This is a genomic window from Undibacterium sp. RuTC16W (assembly GCF_049339445.1).
Classification (GTDB): Bacteria; Pseudomonadota; Gammaproteobacteria; order Burkholderiales; family Burkholderiaceae_D; genus Undibacterium.
Genome location: NZ_JBMPPE010000002.1, coordinates 81590 through 101354, shown reverse-complemented (window position 1 = coordinate 101354; position 19765 = coordinate 81590). Strand labels below are relative to the sequence as shown.

Annotated in this window: 15 protein-coding genes; 10 read left to right on the top strand and 5 right to left on the bottom strand. The window is 50.4% G+C overall.

Going from position 1 to position 19765, the window contains the following annotated elements; translation table 11 throughout:
• Nucleotides 1-62 precede the first annotated feature (62 nt).
• The 3 genes from ACO0K4_RS04915 to ACO0K4_RS04905 all read right to left on the bottom strand — a co-directional run bounded on the left by ACO0K4_RS04915 (nt 63) and on the right by ACO0K4_RS04905 (nt 5108).
• Nucleotides 63-1103: a GMP reductase gene (locus ACO0K4_RS04915; RefSeq protein WP_422955507.1), complete on the bottom strand. Its 1041-nt coding sequence runs from the start codon at nt 1101-1103 to the stop codon at nt 63-65.
• A 269-nt stretch (nt 1104-1372) separates the two neighbouring features.
• Nucleotides 1373-2284, bottom strand: coding sequence for a metallophosphoesterase family protein (locus tag ACO0K4_RS04910; protein ID WP_422955506.1), 912 nt, complete (start codon nt 2282-2284; stop codon nt 1373-1375).
• A 157-nt stretch (nt 2285-2441) separates the two neighbouring features.
• Nucleotides 2442-5108 carry a heavy metal translocating P-type ATPase gene (locus tag ACO0K4_RS04905; RefSeq protein ID WP_422955505.1) on the bottom strand — a complete coding sequence of 889 codons (2667 nt, stop codon included), beginning with the start codon at nt 5106-5108 and terminating at the stop codon, nt 2442-2444.
• 68 nt (nt 5109-5176) lie between these two features.
• Here ACO0K4_RS04905 and ACO0K4_RS04900 point away from each other — a divergent pair, with 68 nt between their 5' ends.
• The 8 genes from ACO0K4_RS04900 to ACO0K4_RS04865 all read left to right on the top strand — a co-directional run bounded on the left by ACO0K4_RS04900 (nt 5177) and on the right by ACO0K4_RS04865 (nt 13958).
• Nucleotides 5177-5590: a MerR family transcriptional regulator gene (locus tag ACO0K4_RS04900; protein WP_422955504.1), complete on the top strand. Its 414-nt coding sequence runs from the start codon at nt 5177-5179 to the stop codon at nt 5588-5590.
• Nucleotides 5591-5768: 178 nt separating this feature from the next.
• Complete coding sequence (locus ACO0K4_RS04895) at nt 5769-6245, top strand: hypothetical protein (RefSeq protein WP_422955503.1); 477 nt, start codon at nt 5769-5771, stop codon at nt 6243-6245.
• A 51-nt stretch (nt 6246-6296) separates the two neighbouring features.
• Entirely contained in the window at nt 6297-7565 is a 1269-nt protein-coding gene (locus tag ACO0K4_RS04890) for an efflux RND transporter periplasmic adaptor subunit (RefSeq protein WP_422955502.1), read from the top strand.
• 24 nt (nt 7566-7589) lie between these two features.
• Nucleotides 7590-8321 carry an ABC transporter ATP-binding protein gene (locus ACO0K4_RS04885; protein ID WP_422955501.1) on the top strand — a complete coding sequence of 244 codons (732 nt, stop codon included), beginning with the start codon at nt 7590-7592 and terminating at the stop codon, nt 8319-8321.
• A 9-nt stretch (nt 8322-8330) separates the two neighbouring features.
• Nucleotides 8331-9644, top strand: coding sequence for an ABC transporter permease (locus tag ACO0K4_RS04880; RefSeq protein WP_422955500.1), 1314 nt, complete (start codon nt 8331-8333; stop codon nt 9642-9644).
• Between the two features lie 47 nt (nt 9645-9691).
• Nucleotides 9692-10939, top strand: a complete 1248-nt coding sequence (locus tag ACO0K4_RS04875; protein ID WP_422955499.1) for an ABC transporter permease — start codon at nt 9692-9694, stop codon at nt 10937-10939.
• Between the two features lie 249 nt (nt 10940-11188).
• Entirely contained in the window at nt 11189-12529 is a 1341-nt protein-coding gene (locus ACO0K4_RS04870) for a sigma-54-dependent transcriptional regulator (protein WP_422955498.1), read from the top strand.
• Nucleotides 12530-12533: 4 nt separating this feature from the next.
• Entirely contained in the window at nt 12534-13958 is a 1425-nt protein-coding gene (locus ACO0K4_RS04865) for a sensor histidine kinase (RefSeq protein ID WP_422955497.1), read from the top strand.
• Between the two features lie 244 nt (nt 13959-14202).
• Here the strand turns inward: ACO0K4_RS04865 and ACO0K4_RS04860 are convergent, their stop codons facing one another.
• Both ACO0K4_RS04860 and ACO0K4_RS04855 read right to left on the bottom strand, forming a co-directional pair.
• Nucleotides 14203-15318 carry an alkene reductase gene (locus ACO0K4_RS04860; protein ID WP_422955496.1) on the bottom strand — a complete coding sequence of 372 codons (1116 nt, stop codon included), beginning with the start codon at nt 15316-15318 and terminating at the stop codon, nt 14203-14205.
• Between the two features lie 95 nt (nt 15319-15413).
• Nucleotides 15414-16013 carry a TetR/AcrR family transcriptional regulator gene (locus ACO0K4_RS04855; protein ID WP_422955495.1) on the bottom strand — a complete coding sequence of 200 codons (600 nt, stop codon included), beginning with the start codon at nt 16011-16013 and terminating at the stop codon, nt 15414-15416.
• A gap of 225 nt (nt 16014-16238) precedes the next feature.
• Between ACO0K4_RS04855 and ACO0K4_RS04850 the strand changes: the two genes are divergently transcribed.
• Nucleotides 16239-18542 carry a putative bifunctional diguanylate cyclase/phosphodiesterase gene (locus tag ACO0K4_RS04850; protein ID WP_422955494.1) on the top strand — a complete coding sequence of 768 codons (2304 nt, stop codon included), beginning with the start codon at nt 16239-16241 and terminating at the stop codon, nt 18540-18542.
• Between the two features lie 261 nt (nt 18543-18803).
• Nucleotides 18804-19619: a hypothetical protein gene (locus tag ACO0K4_RS04845; RefSeq protein WP_422955493.1), complete on the top strand. Its 816-nt coding sequence runs from the start codon at nt 18804-18806 to the stop codon at nt 19617-19619.
• Nucleotides 19620-19765 lie beyond the last annotated feature (146 nt).

The window sequence follows — 19765 nt, the reverse complement described above, 5'->3', positions numbered from 1 at the left end:
TCGTTTGAATGACGGCGCACACTTGATGGTACGTCCAGCATTTCTTATCTCTACGCTTATCTCTAGGATTTGCCAAACACCTCATTCAACTGCTGGGTTACCCGAATGAAGGTGGTTCGTTTGGTGAGCTCTTTCAGCTTATGTGCACCGACATAGGTGCATGCCGAGCGTACGCCGCCTAAGATGTCGAGCAGACTTGCTTCGACGGGGCCGCGATAGGGAATCAAGACTTCCTTACCTTCGGATGCCCGGTATTTGGCGACACCACCCGCGTACTTTTCCATGGCGGCCTTACTGCTCATGCCATAAAAACGTTTGTACTGTTTGCCATCGCGTTCGATCAGATCACCGGCGCACTCATCGTGCCCCGCCAGCATGCCGCCCAGCATAATGAAGTCAGCTCCGGCACCAAAAGCCTTTGCCAGATCGCCAGGCACCACACAGCCACCATCAGCACAAATTTGTCCGCCCAATCCGTGCGCGGCATCCGCACATTCGATCACAGCGGATAGCTGCGGATAGCCAACTCCGGTCATCTTGCGCGTCGTACAGACCGATCCGGGACCGATACCGACTTTGACAATATCCGCACCGGCTAAGATCAATTCTTCGGTTATATCGCCAGTGACCACATTGCCCGCCATGATGGTCAGATGCGGATAGGCGTTACGCACTTTTTTGACGAAATTGATAAATCCCTCGGTATAGCCGTTCGCTACATCAATGCACACATAATCAATGGTATTGCGGGCACGTGCCATGACGGCAGAGAATTTTTCAAAGTCAGCTTGCGTGATCCCCATGGAATAAAACGCGGTCGATTTCTTTTGCAGGCTAGTGAAATAACTGACTAATGTTTCTTCATCATAATGCTTGTGCAGTGCAACGGATAATTGATGTTCGCCAAGCGCGTGCGCCATCTCCAGTGTGCCGGTGGAGTCCATATTCGCCGCAATAATCGGAATGCCGTGATAAGTCTGACGCGAGTGATGAAAGACAAATTCACGCTGCAATTCAACTTGGGAGCGTGATGTCAGGGTGGATCGTTTAGGACGGATTAGTACGTCTTTAAAATCGAGTTTGAGAGATTCTTCTATGTGCATTACGACTCCTGTGGTCGCGTGGCAGACGACCTGGATGAGGGAAAATCTTTGAGCCGTAATTGAGTATAGTTAATTTGCAGGCGGATGCTGATCTTATTTTTACATAGGGATTATCAGTATGATGATATGTTGTGCGCTTGCGAGTTGATGAGCTTTTAATCATCAGTGCTCTTAACGGTACCCCTAAGTATGCTGCCTCAGCAAGTCTGATAAATTTGCAGGTAGGTCTCTCCGTAACGGAAGAGATGTGAGTGGGTGATAAGTTGTTGTTAATGACAGCTACCGCTACCTTTGTCAGTAAAGGTCTGTCCGGCAACCGGCAGGAACTCCCAGTCGTAGCTTTTTTCATGCAGGCTGAGTTTCAATACGCCATAGGTCGCATTATCACGAATCTCGGTAATAATTTTAGGAAAAAACATCGGTGTCAGTTTCGCGCCGCCTGTGCCGACGACAAAGCTGCGTATGCCATTTTTCTGATCGATATTGCCATGCTCGTCGAGTGGCACGAAACGCTCGTAGTCGTGATCGTGTGAGGTCAATACGATATCCGCTTTAGCATCCGACAGGAGTTTCCAGGCGGCTTGCATGATGTCGTTATTGCCGTGACCACCGGTGCTGAAAACAGGGTGATGCCAAAATGCCAGAGTACAACGACGCGGGTTATTATTTAATTCTTCTTTAAGCCATTGCAGCTGTGCTTGCATCTGTGCACCATCGACATTGCTGTTCAGCGAAATAAGCTGCCATTGACCGACTTTACGGCTGTAGTAACCGCGTCTTTCTGGACCTGCCAGATCGCCAAAATAGTTGTAATAACCATGTGCCGATGGCATGCCGTAATCATGATTGCCGGGTGATGGCAGAGTGCGTGCTTTAAAACGTCCCCAGGTCGGGTCATAACATTGGCTGAATTCTTCGGGTTTGCCGACCGGATAGGTATTGTCACCCAGCGTCAGAGCGACGGCTTTAGGATCATTTGCCAGACCGGCTTCGACCAGTTCTGCAGTTTTTTCAGCCATGCTCTCGGTATAAGGCTTTTTACGGCAGTCGGCGATATCGCCTGCGACATATACGGTGACGGACTTTACTGCTTGTGGTTTAGTTTTAGATGCTTGTCCGGGTTCGGATGCCAGCACTGACGGTGCCATCGATATCGCAGAACATGCGATCAACGCAGCCATATGGGAGTACAGTCTGCGCCGGAGCGCGGGGATACAGAGTCTGAACATGGAATATTGAATGAGTAGAGATGGCACTTGCTGGAGCGGTATTCTAACCGCTTCAGCATTTTCTATCTGATTTGCCCTGAGTCTACGTTAATAGAGCGATCTCAGATCCCTACAGCCTGGTATGTCTTAGCCGCAAGGCATTCGCAATGACAGAGACCGAGCTGAGACTCATCGCTGCACTGCCTATCATAGGGCTTAATACAATCCCGAACCACGGATACAGCACGCCGGCAGCGACGGGGACACCGATGAAGTTATACGCAAACGCAAAGAATAAATTTTGACGGATATTTTTCATCGTAGCCTGACTGAGTAGCCTTGCCTTCACGATACCGCGCAGATCTCCTTTGACCAGGATCACTTGTGCGCTGTTCATCGCAATATCGGTACCGTTGCCCATCGCGATGCCGACGTCAGCTTGTGCCAAAGCGGGAGCATCGTTGATCCCGTCTCCTGCCATGGCGACAATGCGCCCTTGTGCTTGCAGTTGCTGTACAAAGCGGTGCTTGTCTGCCGGCAGCACCCCAGCATGGACTTCATGTAAGCCGAGCTGGGTTGCGACGGCTGTCGCAGTAATCGCGTTATCGCCGGTCAGCACGATCACGCGCAGACCGGAGCTTTGTAATTCCTGTATGGCTTGGAGGCTGGTCGTCTTAATACTGTCCGCTACGCTGATCAGACCCGCAAGCTGTTGATCTATCGCGAGGAACATCACCGTATGCCCCAGCGCTTGCAATTCGCCGCAGCGTTTGTCCAGCTCGCTTGTCTGAATCCGATGATCCTGCATCAGCTGCTGATTGCCGAATAAAATTGTTTTGCCTTCCGAAGTAGCGCTAACACCTTTGCCTGTCACCGAAGTAAAACCTGTCATCGATGCGCTGGTGATCCGGTGTTGTTCTGCATATGTCAAGATAGCGCGGGCAAGCGGATGTTCGCTGGATTTTTCAATGGCACTGGCGAAACTGATGATCTGTTGTTCGGTGTGACCATGCTCGCAGACGATTTGTTGTAAGGCGGGCTTGCCTTCAGTCAGCGTACCGGTTTTGTCGATGAGCAGGGTATCGATTTTTTCTAATTGTTCTAATGCTTGGGCATCTTTAATCAAAATGCCTTCAGTCGCGCCGCGTCCTATACCGACAGTCACCGAAATCGGTGTCGCCAGACCGAGCGCACATGGACAGGCAATGATCATGACCGACACCGCCGCCATCAGCGCATTTGCCAGCGCCGGTGTCGGGCCAACGAGTGCCCATACGATGAAAGCGACTACGGCGATCGCGATCACGCCGGGTACAAAATAGCCTGATACTTTATCTGCCAGACTTTGTATCGGTGCGCGAGAGCGGCCTGCATCATTGACAAGCTGGATGATTTTTGACAATAAGGTGTCGCGACCGATGCGCTCCGCACGCATGCTAAAGCTGCCTTGCTGATTGATCGTGCCGGCACTGACGTGGTCATTAATTTGTTTTGAGACGGGTAAGGCTTCACCAGTGATCATAGATTCATCAACATTCGAGCGTCCATCGATGATCACGCCATCTACCGGAATATGCGCACCAGGTTTGACGCGCAAAAGATCCTTGAGCTGCACCTGATCCAGAGGGATCTCACTGTCCTTACCTTCTGCATCAATCCGGATGGCGGTTGCCGGTGTCAGTGCCAGCAAAGATTTCAGCGCTGCATTGGTGCGTGAACGGGCACGCAGTTCAAGTACCTGGCCAAGCAGGACCAGCGTAATAATGACCGCTGCTGCTTCAAAATACAGCGGCGCCATGCCGTCCATGAGGAAGGCGACTGGCAGGCTGCCAGGGAGGAGTAAGGCGACGAGGCTAAAAAGATATGCCGTTGCGGTACCGACACCGATCAGACTAAACATATTCAAGTGACGCGTTTTAAACGACGCCAGCGCGCGCTCAAAGAATGGCATCCCGGCCCACAATACGACAGGCGTCGCCAGAGCAAACTGCAGCCAGTTAAATAAAGTCATACCAAGGCGATCATGCAGCCGTAAGCCTGGCAGCATGTCGCCCATGCTGATGAGTAAAAGAAGTAAACTGAGTACGACGCTGATTTTAAAACGCCGCGTCATATCATCAAGCTCGCTGGTATCCTCTTCCGCACTGGCCTCCATCGGCTCCAGAGCCATGCCGCATTTAGGACAAGTACCAGGGCCGATTTGCTGAATGTCCAGATGCATGGGGCAGGTATAGATAGCATCTTTTGCCTCAAGTTTTGGGGCTGGACGTGATGCCGGATTCAACCAGTGTTGCGGATTTTTGCGGAATTTTTCCAGACAGCCTGTACAGCAAAAATAATACGTTTGTCCGTCGAGATCGAGTTGATGCGGACTACTCTCATCCACCGTCATGCCGCATACCGGATCAAGCTGTTTGCCCTTGCCGGCGTTTCCGCCGCCGCAGCATGAGCCCGCAGATTCTGTCGTCGTCTTTGTGTCGCTTGCAGCAATGATTGAGGACGCTACGGCCTCTGTCACGACTTTGGGCGTAATGAGTTTCTTTGCTTTGACAAAATTGCCTGGCGCTGCCTGAAATTTTTCGACACAGGAGCGGCTGCAAAAATAATAGGCAATCCCCTGATAGCGAGCCGTCTTGTCCGGATTTTTTGTAACCTGCATACCGCAGACCGGATCGGTGTAGTTTTTTTCTGCGACTGATGCTGTATCTGCCGTGATGTTCTCGTCGGATGACGGCGGGCTGCAGCAGGATCCGTCGGCAGACGCGTGCTGGTGATCATGTGGCTTAGTTTGATTCATCGCAAATGCTCCAATAGCTATTTCAATTTATGATAGACGCTGTACCCAGGAACGGAGTCAAGGACTATATGAAAAATAATGCACAGGCGACTTACACCATAGGGCAACTGGCACGCGCAGCGAATGTCGGTGTAGAGACCATACGCTATTATCAGCGCCGCGCTTTGTTACCTGTCCCACATACCGATACGGGTTTTCGGTCCTATCCGGTGGCATTGGCTGAGCGAATCCGTTTTATTAAGCGGGCACAGGAATTAGGATTTTCCCTGGAGGAAATCGCGCATTTATTGCTATTAGAGGATAGCAACGACAGGAGTGCGATACGCGACATCGCCAGCGAGCGACTAGAGCAGGTAAGAGCCAAACTCCATGATCTGCATAAGATGGAGCATATGCTGTCGCAGCTGATACACCAATGTGCAAGCAGTTCCGCCCAGGCTAAATGCCCGATTATCAGCGCACTGACGACGCAAGCAGTCTAATTTTTTATCGAACCGGACTGTCCGCAGCAGGTGTCCACGGATACGAACGAACACCGCCCGGACAATCTTTTTCTGTCGTTGAAAAATAAAATACTCTTGTAAATCAATGGTTTGTGTTTTTATTTTACACTGGCACGCTTAGTGCTGAATGATCACTATTCTTACCAGGGATAGTGCTATGAATACTGCAACCGCGACTCGCTCCAGTTACCACGCTCACCAGGCTAACCAGGCTCAACGGCTTCCGTTGGTCAAGCGGATGGTCTTGATCATCAAAACCTCGCTGACGGTTGTACTGGGCATACTCACTGCAGTGCTGATGAGCATAATTTTGCTGAGTTATCCCAGCAGTCAGGCGAGCGGCGATCAGGCCGACACCTTGCTGTGTCGTGTTGTACAAGCGGTGAGCATCAATCATGATTGTGACCAATGTGAATGGCGCGGCACATGGGATGCGAATATATTCAAGCTTCGTATCAACATCGAACTCGCTCAGCAATGCCGTTTCTTTTTGCACCTGGACAGCAGCCGGCTGGCACAGATCATCACGACGTCCAATCTGTCCGCGAACTCTGTTGCGGACACCGTGCGGACAGACCGGACACCGCGGACAGTGATCGTCAAAACAAAAAATCTCAGCAAATCAATGACTTAGTTGTGGCACGTTTCCTGCTGATCAATCAATAACTTTTATACATAACTCTCTATGATCCGTGATACCTCCGGCCAAGATGCCGTCATTGCTGCAACACCCGTCTGGCGTAACAAAAAAGTTTATTTGATGACCGGGTTTGCTGTTGTGGTAATCGCATCCGCCCTGATTGTAAGCGTCGCCTGGAGTGGCAGCAGCCAATCCGTTAGCGCTGCCCGTTTAAGTATTGCGACGGTTAGCAGAGGTAATTTGGTCCGTGATGCTGCCGTCAATGGTCGCATGGTCGCCGCAAACAGTCCGACCCTGTATTCGACCGCACCCAGCACCGTGACACTCAAAGTCAACGCAGGCGATAAAGTCAAAAAAGGCGAGATCGTCGCCGAACTCGAATCGCCAGATCTCAGCAATGAACTCAAGCGCGAGCAAGCCAGTTATGAACAGCTGGAAGCGGAAGTCGCGCGTCAGCACATCCTCGCCCGCAAGCAAAAGCTACTGGCTCGCCGCGAGGCAGATCAGGCCGAGATTGAACGCATCTCCGCTGAGCGAACCTATCAGCGCATAGAAAACGCCGGTGTGCTTGGTGTGGTTGCCAAGATCGATTTTTTAAAAGCGCAGGACGCAATGAAATCCGCGCAAATCCGTGCCAAGCACGCAGAGCAGGCAACTGGCCTGGAAAACGAAGACGTCGATCTTGCCTTGAAAACCAGAATCAGCCAGTTGCAGCAACAACGGCTTGTCCGTGACAACGCGCAACGTCGTGTCGATGACCTCAAGCTGCGCGCACCGGTAGATGGCGTGGTCGGTACGCTATCTGTCGCCAACCGCAGCGTGGTCGCAGCGAATACGGCATTGATGACCTTAGTGGATTTGTCGCAGCTTGAGGTCGAGCTGGAAATACCTGAAAGCTATGTCACTGATCTGGGCCTGGGCATGAATGTCGAAATGACGGTCAATGGGATAAAAGCGGTAGGGAAATTATCTGCAATGTCACCAGAGGTTGTCAAAAATCAGGTGCTGGCAAGAGCGCGCTTCAGCGGCGAACAGCCGGCTGGCTTGCGTCAAAGTCAGCGCGTCTCAGCACGTTTGCTGATTGAAGAAAAACCAAATGTACTGATTCTGCCACGCGGCCCTTTTGTGGAAAGTGAAGGAGGGCGCTTTGCCTATGTTGTCGAATCGGGAGTAGCCGTACGCAAACCGATCAAGATCGGAGCGACCAGTGTGACCGCCGTAGAGATTGTAGACGGCCTGAAAGTGGGCGACAAAATTGTTATCTCTGGTACAGATACGTTCCAGAGCGCTCAACGTATTTCAATCAATAATTAATCCATCACCATCGAGAGAATATCTATGTTACGCATGAATAATCTGAGCAAAGTGTATCGCACCCATCTGATAGAAACCCATGCCTTGCGTGGTTTTGAAATCCATGTCAAAGAAGGTGAATTTGTGACCGTGACGGGACCATCCGGATCGGGGAAAACGACTTTCCTCAATATTGCAGGTTTGCTGGAGGAGTTTTCAGGCGGCGATTATTTTCTCGATGGTGTCAATGTCAAAGGCATGAACGATAACGACCGGTCGCGCTTGCGGAATGAAAAATTAGGGTTCATTTTTCAGGGATTTAACCTGATCCCAGACCTGAACTTATTCGACAATGTTGATGTACCTCTGCGCTATCGTGGTTTTAATGCAGCGGAGCGCAAGCGCCGGATAGAGGAAGCCTTAACTCAGGTAGGACTGGTGTCGCGTATGAAGCATTATCCGGCCGAGTTGTCCGGTGGTCAGCAACAGCGGGTTGCAATTGCCCGCGCATTAGCGGGTAAGCCCAAGTTGTTACTGGCGGATGAACCAACAGGTAATCTCGATACTCATATGGCACGTAGCGTGATGGAGTTGCTTGAAGAGATCAATGCCGGTGGTACGACGATTCTTATGGTCACACATGATCCTGAGCTGGCGGTCAGAGCACAACGCAATGTGCATATTATCGATGGACAGGTGAGTGATTTAATCCGTAAAACACCCTCCCTGCACGAGGCGAATCATGATGCACATTCGCTTATCTCTGCCGCGGCCTGAGGACTTACTATGTTTGCTTATTATTTTTTACTCGGGCTACGCAGCCTGCGTCGCAACCCGGCGCTGACGTCCCTGATGATACTGACTCTGGCGATAGGTGTTGCCGCTAGTATTTCTACACTGACGATTTTACATGTGATGTCGGGCGATCCTATTCCGCACAAGAGCGATCGCTTGTTCGCCCCTATTCTGGATAATGGTCCGAAGGAAGGCCATACGCCGGGTGGAAAAGTAAATGACCATCAACTGACGTACAAGGATGTGATCAATCTCCTCGCCAGTAAGCAGGGTGTACGTAGCACAGGACTGTATTCGATCTTAGCTAACGTCGAGCCAAGCCGCAAAGATTTGAATGTGATTGAGTTTGAAGGTCTGGCGGCGACTTCAGATATGTTTGCCATGTTTGACGTGCCCTTTAAGTTTGGACAGGGATGGCAGGCAAGTGAAGATGCCAGTGCAGCAGATGTGGTGGTGTTGAGTAACAAGACCGCCGATAAATTGTTTGGCGCAATCAATCCTGTCGGTCAGCGCATCCGTATGATGGGTGGTGATTACACTGTTGTTGGCGTCACTGAAAAATGGTTGCCTCAGCCGCGATTTTATTATTACAACGGAAGTGATAGCGCATTCACTGACGAGGCAGAATTTATTATCCCATTGAGTAATTCGATTCGCAGAGAAGCCACACATGCTGGCGGCATGAGTTGTTCTTTCCCGTTTGAGCCTGGCTGGCAGGGACGCTTGGATTCGGAATGTACCTGGATGCATTTTTGGTTCGAATTGAAGTCATCTGGGCAGCGTGCAGAATTACAAAATTATTTGGATAGCTATGTGAGCGAACAGCGCAAACTTGGCCGCTTTCAACGGCAGGAAAAAAATCGCCTCTTTAATGTACGCGAGTTTTTACAGGAAATGCAGGTCATCGGTGATGATAGTCAGCTCTCGGCCTGGCTGGCATTCGGTTTCCTGTTGTTGTGTCTGGTTAATACGATAGGTCTGTTACTCGCCAAGTTTTCTGTGCGTGCCGGCGAGGTGGGGGTGCGTCGTGCACTAGGGGCATCACGTCGCGACATATTTAGCCAATTTTTGATTGAAACCAGCGTGGTCGGTCTGGTTGGCGCGGGACTTGGCGTGATATTGGCGCTGGGTGCATTACAACTGATTGCCTTACAGTCGAGGACATTGGCGATGGTGGCGCATATGGATCTTGCTATGTTGGGGCTGACCTTTGTGATGACGGTCACTGCGGCAATTCTGGCTGGCTTGTTGCCAACATGGCGCGCTTGCCAGGTCACGCCAGCGATGCAACTTAAATCGCAATAACCGGATTGCCCTAATCGTATCGCCATCATCGGATTGGATAAAAAATAATGAAAACACTTTTTGAAATACGCCCTATTTTCTCTGCCTTATTACGCAATAAGTTGGGGCCATTTTTGGTGGCAACACAAGTTGCCTTAAGTCTCGCGATTCTGGTGAATGCCATCTATATTGTGAATCTGCGTTTAGTTGCTGCTGCACGACCTAGCGGTGTCGCCAATGAGCTGGATGTATTCAGAGTGCATATTGGTAACCAGAAGTTGGGTGGGCATGAGGATCAGATGGCGATGCAAAAACAAGAGGCCGCGACGATACGCGCTGTCCCAGGCGTCACCTCGGTCGCGCGTACCAACTCGTTTCCTATCTCTTATTCTGGTAGTAATAGTAGTGTCTATAACGATCGCAAACAGACTGTCCGAACTGCCGACTCTGGCATTTATTTTACGGCGGATTCGCTAGTTAAGACCTGGGGTTTGCAACTGATACAAGGGCAGGATTTTCAAGCGGGTGATTATATTGAGACGGATCCTAATACCAGCAAAGAATTTGTCAAAAAAGTGATTGTCAGCAAAGCCCTGGCGGAAAAATTATTTCCTGATCAAAGTAATTTCATCGGCAAGGAATTTTTCTTTGGTTCAGGAGATGATGCGAAAGGTGTCAAAATTATCGGTGTTGTAGAGACCTTGCAGACATCGAATGGACAAACAGAGCCAAGAGGAGGCTACACCACATTGATGCCCGCTCGCCTCTCAAACATCCCCTACGAAGGTTATGCCGTGCGGGCAGAGCCTGGTCAGCGCGACCGGGTAATGAAGGAAGTGGAAAACGCATTGCGCAGAGACTCGATGACGCCAATTAAAGTCACCATGAGGACGATGGAGAATATGCGTATTTCGCGGTACCGTTCTGAAAAAGGTTTGGCGTGGATGTTGCTGGCTGTGAGTGTGCTCCTGATGCTGGTGACTGCCAGCGGGATTGTCGGCATGAGTACGCTCTGGGTTGCGCAACGACGTAAGCAGATCGGTGTGCGTCGTGCCCTCGGTGCGCGTAAGGTAGATATTCTGCGTTACTTCATCACCGAAAATATCGTGATTACCAGCGGCGGAATCGCAGTCGGTATTGCACTCAGCATAGGATTGAATCAGGTTCTCGTGAGTCAGTTTGAATTAAGTAAATTACCGCTTCCGTATTTATTCTTCGCGCCATTTATTTTCTGGACTCTAGGATTGATTGCGACATTCGGACCAGCATCACGCGCTGCCGGTATTTCACCCGCCACAGCAACCCGCAGTGCTTAAAAAACCATGAGCCTGATCGTATTTTTCGACTAGAATCCTTAGTTGAAAAATACACAGGCTCATGCCTTGTTGCGCACCATCCATGTGCCTTTGCAAGGCATCAGGCTCAGAGGCCGCATGGGGATTGCGTCCTGGGCTATGTCGTTGCAAGTTATTTTAAATAGTACTGAGAGCTGAGAATCTACGCTTCTCTTTTGTCCAGCTCCATTTTCAAACCCGCCGTCAACTACGCACTAAGACCATGACACTATGCCCACTGTACTGATCATTGACGATAATCCTTCGATTGCCATTGCGCTGGATGTGCTGCTGTCGCTGCATGACATTGCAACGATCAGTGCACAGTCACCGGAGCAGGGTTTGGCAAAACTGGAGACGACTTGTGTTGATCTGGTGATACAGGATATGAACTTCAGCACCGATACGACTTCGGGCGAGGAGGGTGTCGCCTTATTTCATCAGATCCGTCAGCGGCATGCGGATTTACCGGTAATTTTATTGACAGCCTGGACGCATCTGGATGTGGCTGTGGATTTGATTAAAGCCGGAGCGGCTGATTATCTGGCAAAACCGTGGAACGATCAGCGCCTGATTGCGACGGTACAAAATCTGATCGAACTCGGACAGGTGAATCGCGCTTTGCAACAACGAGTACAGCGTGAGCGCAAACTGAAGCGCGAGCTGGAGCAAAAATATGATGTGCGTCAGCTGGTCTGGCAAGATCCTGCAACAGAGCGACTACTGGAAATGGCATGTCAGGTTGCCCGCTCAGATGTGTCCGTTCTTATCACAGGACCGAACGGTGCCGGTAAGGAAAGAATCGCCGAGATTATTCAGGCAAATTCACATGTCAGGGACGGACCTTTTGTCGTGTTGAATTGTGGCGCCTTGCCTGCCGAACTGATCGAAGCCGAATTATTCGGTGCTGAGGCGGGTGCTTATACGGGAGCGGTTAAAGCACGTGAAGGTAAGTTTGAAGCCGCTGATGGCGGTACGTTATTCCTTGATGAAATCGGTAACTTGCCGCTGGCAGGCCAGATGAGATTATTGCGCGTTCTGGAGACCGGGCGATTCGAGCGGCTTGGGTCGAATAAAGAACGTAGTGTCAAAGTCCGCGTCATCAGCGCGACTAATGCGGATTTGTCTGCGATGATCAGGAGCGGGCAATTCCGCGAAGATTTGTTCTATCGCCTGAATGTGATTCAACTGAATCTGCCAGCTTTGCAGGAGCGGCCCGAGGATATTATTCCTCTGGCAGAGCACTTCCTTGGTGAGGAGAAAACACTACACCTGAGTGCACGGGCGGCGTTATTGCAGCACTCCTGGCCGGGTAATGTGCGTGAACTTAAAAATGTGATGCAGAGAGCCGCCTTGCTGGCAACGACCAGTGAGATCAGGGCCGGTGATTTGGGCTTGCCTGCGCAATCAGCACCGCGCGTCATCAGTGAGGTCATCCTGGATCGCGACACAATCGAGCAGGCGCTGGATAAAGCGAATGGTGTGATTGCACAGGCAGCGTCAGAGCTGGGGCTGAGCCGTCAATCGCTATACCGGCGCATGGACCGGCTGGGTATTAGCAAGTCCGGTTAAACCAATGCCTACAGAAAAAACAGAAGCTGCGGATACTGTAGCAGCAACCACCGCAGCAACCGCAGCAGCAGCGACCAATAGATCTGCAGCGGCAGGATCACTCGCTGTATCACTGGCGGCGCGTTTTAGCCTGGCGGCGTTCTTGCTGGTGCTGACAACGCTGGCTTTATCGTATGGAGTATCGCTGCTCTTTCCACATGATCCGCTTAGTATGGCGTTTGTGGTGATGATGGTGATGTTGCCCGTGACGATCATCGTGATGCGCAGTCAGTTGCATGCCATGCTGGCGTTGTTTCGGGCGCTCAGCGGTACGGTGATCAGTTATCAGGACGGTGATTATTCTCTCGGTCTGCATTGGGACAGACGAGACGAACTTGCCGCTCTGGTCGATGCGCATAATGCACTTGGCAATGTCTTGCGCGAGCAGCGTTTGAATTTGATTCAGCGTGAACTCTTGCTCGATACCATGGTGCAAAACACGCCGGTGGCGATGCTCCTGATTGCGGATCAGGGACCGGTTGTGTTTGCCAATATCGCGGCACGCCAGTTGTTGTTTGAAGGCCGCAAAATCGAAGGGCATACGCTCAGCGATGTTCTCCGGCATTTGTCGCCCTCGCTGCGTGAGGCGATTGACCGGGGTGGCGACGGATTATTTACCGTTAGCAGCAAGACCCTGATTGACGGTAATCCCGATGAGGACGAAGAGGTGTACCACCTGGCGCGGCGGAATTTCAGCCTGAATGGCCGTAGTCATGAGCTGCTTTTGCTCAGGCATCTGACCACCGAATTGCGCCGTCAGGAAGTACGAACCTGGAAAAAAGTCATCCGCGTGATCAGTCATGAGTTGAATAATTCACTGGCGCCGGTCGCGTCGCTGGCGAACTCTGGCGGTGAATTGCTCAGGCGCGGGCAGATAGAACGTTTGCCGGAAATTTTATCGACGATAGAAGAGCGTACCCGTCATCTGGAGAGCTTCATTCATGGTTATGCCAGTTTTGCCAAATTACCGACACCACGAATCGAGGCAACAGCCTGGAATACCTTTATCTCGCGGTTGCAATCGCAAATCAGCTTTCATCTGATCGGTGATTTGCTTGAAGATACGGTGAACGTTGATATCGCGCAGATGGAGCAGGCATTATTGAACCTGTTAAAAAATGCGCATGAATCCGGGTCGGCAGCGGAGCATGTGAGTTTATCCGTCCGGCGCATTCAGGGCGGCATACGTATTGACGTGATGGATCAGGGCAGCGGGATGAATGATGCCGTGATGGCGAATGCTCTGGTGCCGTTTTACTCGACCAAACGTAGCGGTACCGGACTCGGGCTGGCGCTCGCAAGAGAAATTATCGAAGCGCACGGCGGCAGAATATTGATGCGAAACCGGCAGGAGGGCGGTGTCGTGGTGACGCTGGTATTGCCTGGATAAGATGGCGTTTGTGATTGCTCTTGTTTTGGACCTGATCGCGTCCAAAGCAGCGCTATATCATTTCACCGATCTGATAAATGTACAGGAGTATATGCATAAATAGTGCATATTCCGCATTTTCTATATAGGGATTTTAAAATACTCGGGGTGAGTATAGTAAATTGTCGTGAAAAAGGCAGAGGACGTAATCGTCTTCTGCCTTTGGTTTATTTACGGTATTGATCCGCAAATACGTGTACCGGTATTACGCAGCTACTTTTGATTCTTGCAGTGTCGGATAGTCGGTGTAGCCTTTCGCCTCACCGCCGTAGTAGGTTGTGCGATCACCTTCATTGAGCGATGCGCCTGCTGCGAAGCGGGCGACCAGATCGGGGTTGGCGATGTAAGGACGACCAAACGCAACGGCGTCTGCCAGACCGCTGGCGATCAGCGCTTCTGCTTCGTCGGCGGTATAACCACCGCAGCAAATCAATGTGCCGGCGAATGCTGCGCGCAGTTGCTTGCGGAATTCTTCGGTCAATACCGGACCGCCTGCCCAGTCCGGTTCCGCGATATGCAGATAGGCGATGCCACGCTGATTGAACGCTGCGGCGAGGTAGAGCGCCATTGCTTCCGCTTCTGTATCAGCAATGCCATGCGCCACAAAATTCGGGGAGATACGGACGCCAACACGATCTGCGCCGAGTTCGGCGATGGCGGTGTCAACGGCTTCCAGTGTCAGGCGGGCACGGTTTTCAATTGAGCCGCCGTAGATGTCGGTGCGCACATTGCTGTTCGTTGACATGAATTGTTGCAGCAGATAGCCGTTCGCGGCGTGGACTTCGACCAGGTCAAAGCCTGCTTTTTTTGCGCGGACGCTTGCCTCACGATATTGCGCAACGATGCCGGGGATTTCTTCTAATGCTAAAGCGCGTGGTGTTTCTGTCGGTACGTTGGCTGGTGTGCCGTCTTTTTGTACAACGAAGCATTGGCTATTCGCTGCGATGATGGCGGATGGTGCAACTGGCGCTGCGCCGTTTTCTTGCAAAAGCGAATGAGAGATGCGGCCGACGTGCCAGAGTTGTAAGGCAATGCGACCACCTTTGTCATGCACGGCATCGACAACTTGCTTCCAGCCAGCTTCTTGCGCATCGGTATAAATACCCGGCGTCCAGGCATAGCCTTGACCCTGACGGGAAATCTGGCTCGCTTCGGTAACGATTAAGCCGGCGGTTGCGCGCTGGGCATAGTACTCGACATTCAGTGCACGTGGCACGTCGCCCGGCTGACCCGCGCGTGAGCGTGTCAGTGGTGCCATGACAACGCGATTAGTTAAATGGATGCTACCGGTACGGACCGGAGAGAGTAAGTGCTTGAGCATGTTCGTCCTTTTAAAATTAGACCAGTCGTCTAGTTGATGATTCAAAAAAAGGGCAATCGCTTGCCCGTCTTGCAAAGTGCTGTAGCTTGTGACTATTAATCCGGTGACTTCAACATCTGTTCTGTCTGCTTGTACGCCAGATTCATCGCGGTCATACTGTGACTCACCTTGGTTAGCAGAGAGGCGCCTACCCACATACTGTATAAAGATTCGGCTAATTGATCGGGATCGATACTGGCAGCCAAACTGCCACTCTTCTGAGCAACACGCAATGCATCGGCGATCTGCGCAGTAATACCTGCCATCCCGCGGCTCAGTGCGATACGCATGGGCTCGGATAAATCGGCCACTTCTGCGGCTAGCTTCACAGCCAGACACATATTCTGACACTGACTGCTGGCCGCAACATCTCGCCAATGGCTGAAATAGGCGAACAAGCGCTCACCGATGCTCAAAGTGTCATTGGTAAATAGCTGTTGCGTGCGCTGATGATAGGTCTCGAAGTAGCGTTCCAGCATGGCGACACCAAAACCTTCTTTGGATTGAAAGTAGTGATAGAACGAGCCTTTCGGAACCTCGGCCTTGGTCAAAATCTCATTCAGACCAATTGCGCTGAAACCGCGCCCCAATATCAAGCCCTCGCCGATGGCGAGTATGCGTTCACGGGTATCTTGATATTGATCTGGTTTGTCCATGTGCGCATATTATTAGACCAGTCGTCTAGTTTCAAGTAAAAATATGCCTACGTTGAGAAGGCCATGCTTCATCATCTTATCTTTCCATGTACTCAGGGCGTCACCGTTACAATTTCAGGACAAGTTGACCATAGGGATCAAACCTGTTCTGTGCGATAATATTAGTTTCCTTTTGGAAATTATAACGACTGGTCATGTGTTACACCCAAGTAAACAAGCTCGCTGATGATGTTTCGCTGGCTTTCACTTAACGAAAGCGCATTAGACCCGTCTGAACACGCCATCTGGAAAATAAGCGCTTTGCGCATTATCCTGGCGTCGGGTTTTTTGCTCGAAGCAATTGTCGCTATTGATAGCTCGCTGCAAGCGATCGCTGTCGGGTCTTATCACATCCTGTGGATTGTCGGTTTTTTCTACGCTGTTCTGGGCATGGGATTGTATTACTCGGCTCGTAATGTCAATCTGAGCGCCGGTATCTTAATCGCGACGGTCTATGGGGCAGCGTTCTCCATCGTGGCATTTATTGATCAGTTTGAGATTGCCAAACTCGGCTTTCTCTTTATTTATACGACACCGATCATCGCCAGGTTGTTTTTCACCAGCAGGCTTGCTGTGATTCTGATGGCGCTGAACGTACTTCCCTTCTTTTTCTTATTACGTAATCAACCGGTTTTTAATTTTATCGGCATCAATACGACGCTGCCGGATAGTCATACGTATATTCAGTCTTTATTATTTTTATTCTTCAACATCTGCATTCCGCTAGCAGTGTTCAGGGTATTGCATGCGCTGGATGCGTCGGCCTTGCGTCATCGTAAAGCTACGACTGCATTAGAAATCAGCCATGATCAGTATCACGAAATTTTTCAAAATGCCGGTAGCCCATTATTATTGACTGATGCGCACGGCATCATTTTGCAGGCAAATCATCTTGCGAATAGTTTGCTGGGGCGGGTCGTTGCACCGGCTACCGCATCCTCTAAGGACTCCACTTTGTTTGACTGGCTGTCTCTGGATAACAGCATTCGCCTCAAGGGCGGCAATCCCGAGGATGGCGCTAATCTGCGTATGTCGGCATATCGTACCCGTGATGGCAAACTCGTGGCGATGGAAAGTATTGCGCAGACCAAGAACGAGCATTACATCGTCGCGCTGCGTGATGTGTCGAATCTGCATTCCATCCATCATGCTCTGGAGTTAAGCCAGGAACGTGAGAGTTATCTGAGCAATCACGATAAGCTCACCAGCCTGCCTGATCGTGATATGTTGCGTAAGCATCTCAAAGACGTTTTGGCCAAAGCCGATCAGGGCAAAGTCACTGCGCTGGTATCTTTTCGTTTGAATAGCATCCGTCATGCGAATCAAAAGCTGGGGATTTATGTCGGCGATATTTTGTTGCGTCGCTTCGCCGAAGAACTGACGGCGGCATTGCCGCATAACAGTTTTTGCGCACGGCTGCGTAGCATTGTGTTCTCTTTTGTTGTGGATGATTTTTCGACACCAAATGAAATCATCAAGATGGTTGATCATGTACGCCATGCTTTACCGAAAGAAATTGATATCGATGGCGAGAGTTTGTTAATTCAATTTTCCGCCGGGATCGCCCTGGTACGTCCTGGCGAGAGTGAACCGGACGATCTGATACGTCGTAGTGAAGTCGCACTCGACACCGCAAGGCGCTCCAGTGACCCTGGCGCAACCCTGTTCGATGAAGAAGACGAAGCCGAAATACGGCGTAGTGTAGAAATCGAAATGGGTATCGTCAGCGGCCTAAGACAAAAAGAATTCAGGCTGGTATATCAGCCTAAAGTAAAGCAGGACGGTTCTCTCGCCGGAGTAGAAGCCTTATTGCGCTGGCAATCGGCGAACCTCGGCAACGTCAGTCCGGTGGAGTTTATTGAGATCGCCGAACGCGCTGGTCTGATCCGCGATATCAGCAACTTTGTGCTGAACACCGCATGCGCGCAAATTCGTCGCTGGCTCGATCAGTTCGGTTTCAGCCCGGTTGTCGCGGTGAATTTATCTGCGTCCGATATGGCACGCAATGACTTGCTGGCGCTAATCGACGGCATTTGTGCAGAGCATGCAGTGGAGCCGTCATTTCTGGAATTTGAGATCACCGAGACAGGCTTGATCGAAAATGAGGTGCAGGCCATCCGCTACCTGGATCAACTTAAAGAACGGGGCTTCGGTATTGCAATTGATGATTTCGGTACTGGCTATTCCTCTTTATCCAAACTCAGCCATTTCCCGGCACGCAGCGTCAAAATTGACCGCTCATTTGTTGCTCACATCGGGAATAATCAAAAGAGTGAAATGATCATCAAAGCGATTGTCTCACTCGCCGGAATTCTCTCTTGTAAGACGGTTGCCGAAGGTGTTGAGAATCTGGCGCAAGAATCCTTTCTCAGAGATATTGGTTGTGACTATTTTCAGGGCTACTTATATTATCGTCCCCTGGAAGTTGATGCCGTGAGCCTGCTGATACAGAAAAATTCCGTGATTCTTGACGAAGTACTTGCCTCGTAACTGATCAGCGAATGTAGGTTTGCAACGCACTGACTTAGTCTGATTTTGCGTTACACATGATTGGCGGTACTTCATGGATAGGTCATATTTCTTCCTGGAATTTATTTCGCTTGATTCAAGAAATTTGCCCTTGCTGGTTTTTTTGGGCGAAGAAATTATTTTTTGACAGAAACACCACAAAACCTGAGTAAAACACATTATTTGAATAATCTTGCTTCCAGATAATCTACAATGTTTTCTCCTCTAATTCGGTTAAAAAAAATGAACTCTCTTTTCAAGATCCTGACATGTTGTGCCATTCTTGCCGCAATGACCGGTTGCGCTTCGATTACCGGTGACAGAAGTCAGCAGGTAAGGATCGAAACCTATGACCAAAGTGGCAATCAAGTGCCGGGCGCAAGTTGTAAATTGGCGAATGATTACGGTCAGGTCAGTGTTACCACGCCGGATTATGGAAACATTCATCGTTCATCCGTTAACCTGAGAATTGACTGTGCTAAACCTGGTTACGCCGATGCAAGTGCGGTTGCAACCTCACGCGCCAATATGAATATGTACGGCAATATTATTATTGGCGGCGGTATAGGGGCATTGATTGATCATAGTAATGGTTCAGCTTATACCTATCCAAAATGGATGAATCTGGTCTTCGGACAGAGTTTGAGTTTTGATCGTCGCAATGAAGTAGAGGGACAGCCAGTAGTGGCTTCGCAAATGAACGGACAGCAATCAGTTCCAGCGGCTACAGTAAGTGCGTCTCAGGCAATGCCTGAAAGATCTGCACCAGTGCCAGCAACGGCACCAGCGCCAGCAACAGTTTCCGCCTCTACCCCGGTTGCGCCAGTTGCCGCAACTCAGGCACCGGCACCTGGCGCCTATAAAATCCAGACCATTGATTTCGTTACCGGTACATCGTCGACGACTGTTGAGAAAATTGCGAGAGAGTATGGTTGCAATGGTGGCAAAGGTGCCGGTTTAATCACTCCGGCAGGGCCAGTAGAAATTTATCGTATGCAATGTGAAAGTGGGCAAAGTTTTCTGGCGAGATGTGAGTTACGCCAATGTAAAGCGATGTAATTGCAACTAAAAAATTAAAAGCCGCCAGAATGAAAACTGGTGGCTTTTTTATTACTTCCGTCGTACAAAATTATGTTGTCTGCCGTGAAATAATAAGCTTATTACCAATAGCATTGAGATACCAGTTTATCCATCTCGATATACTG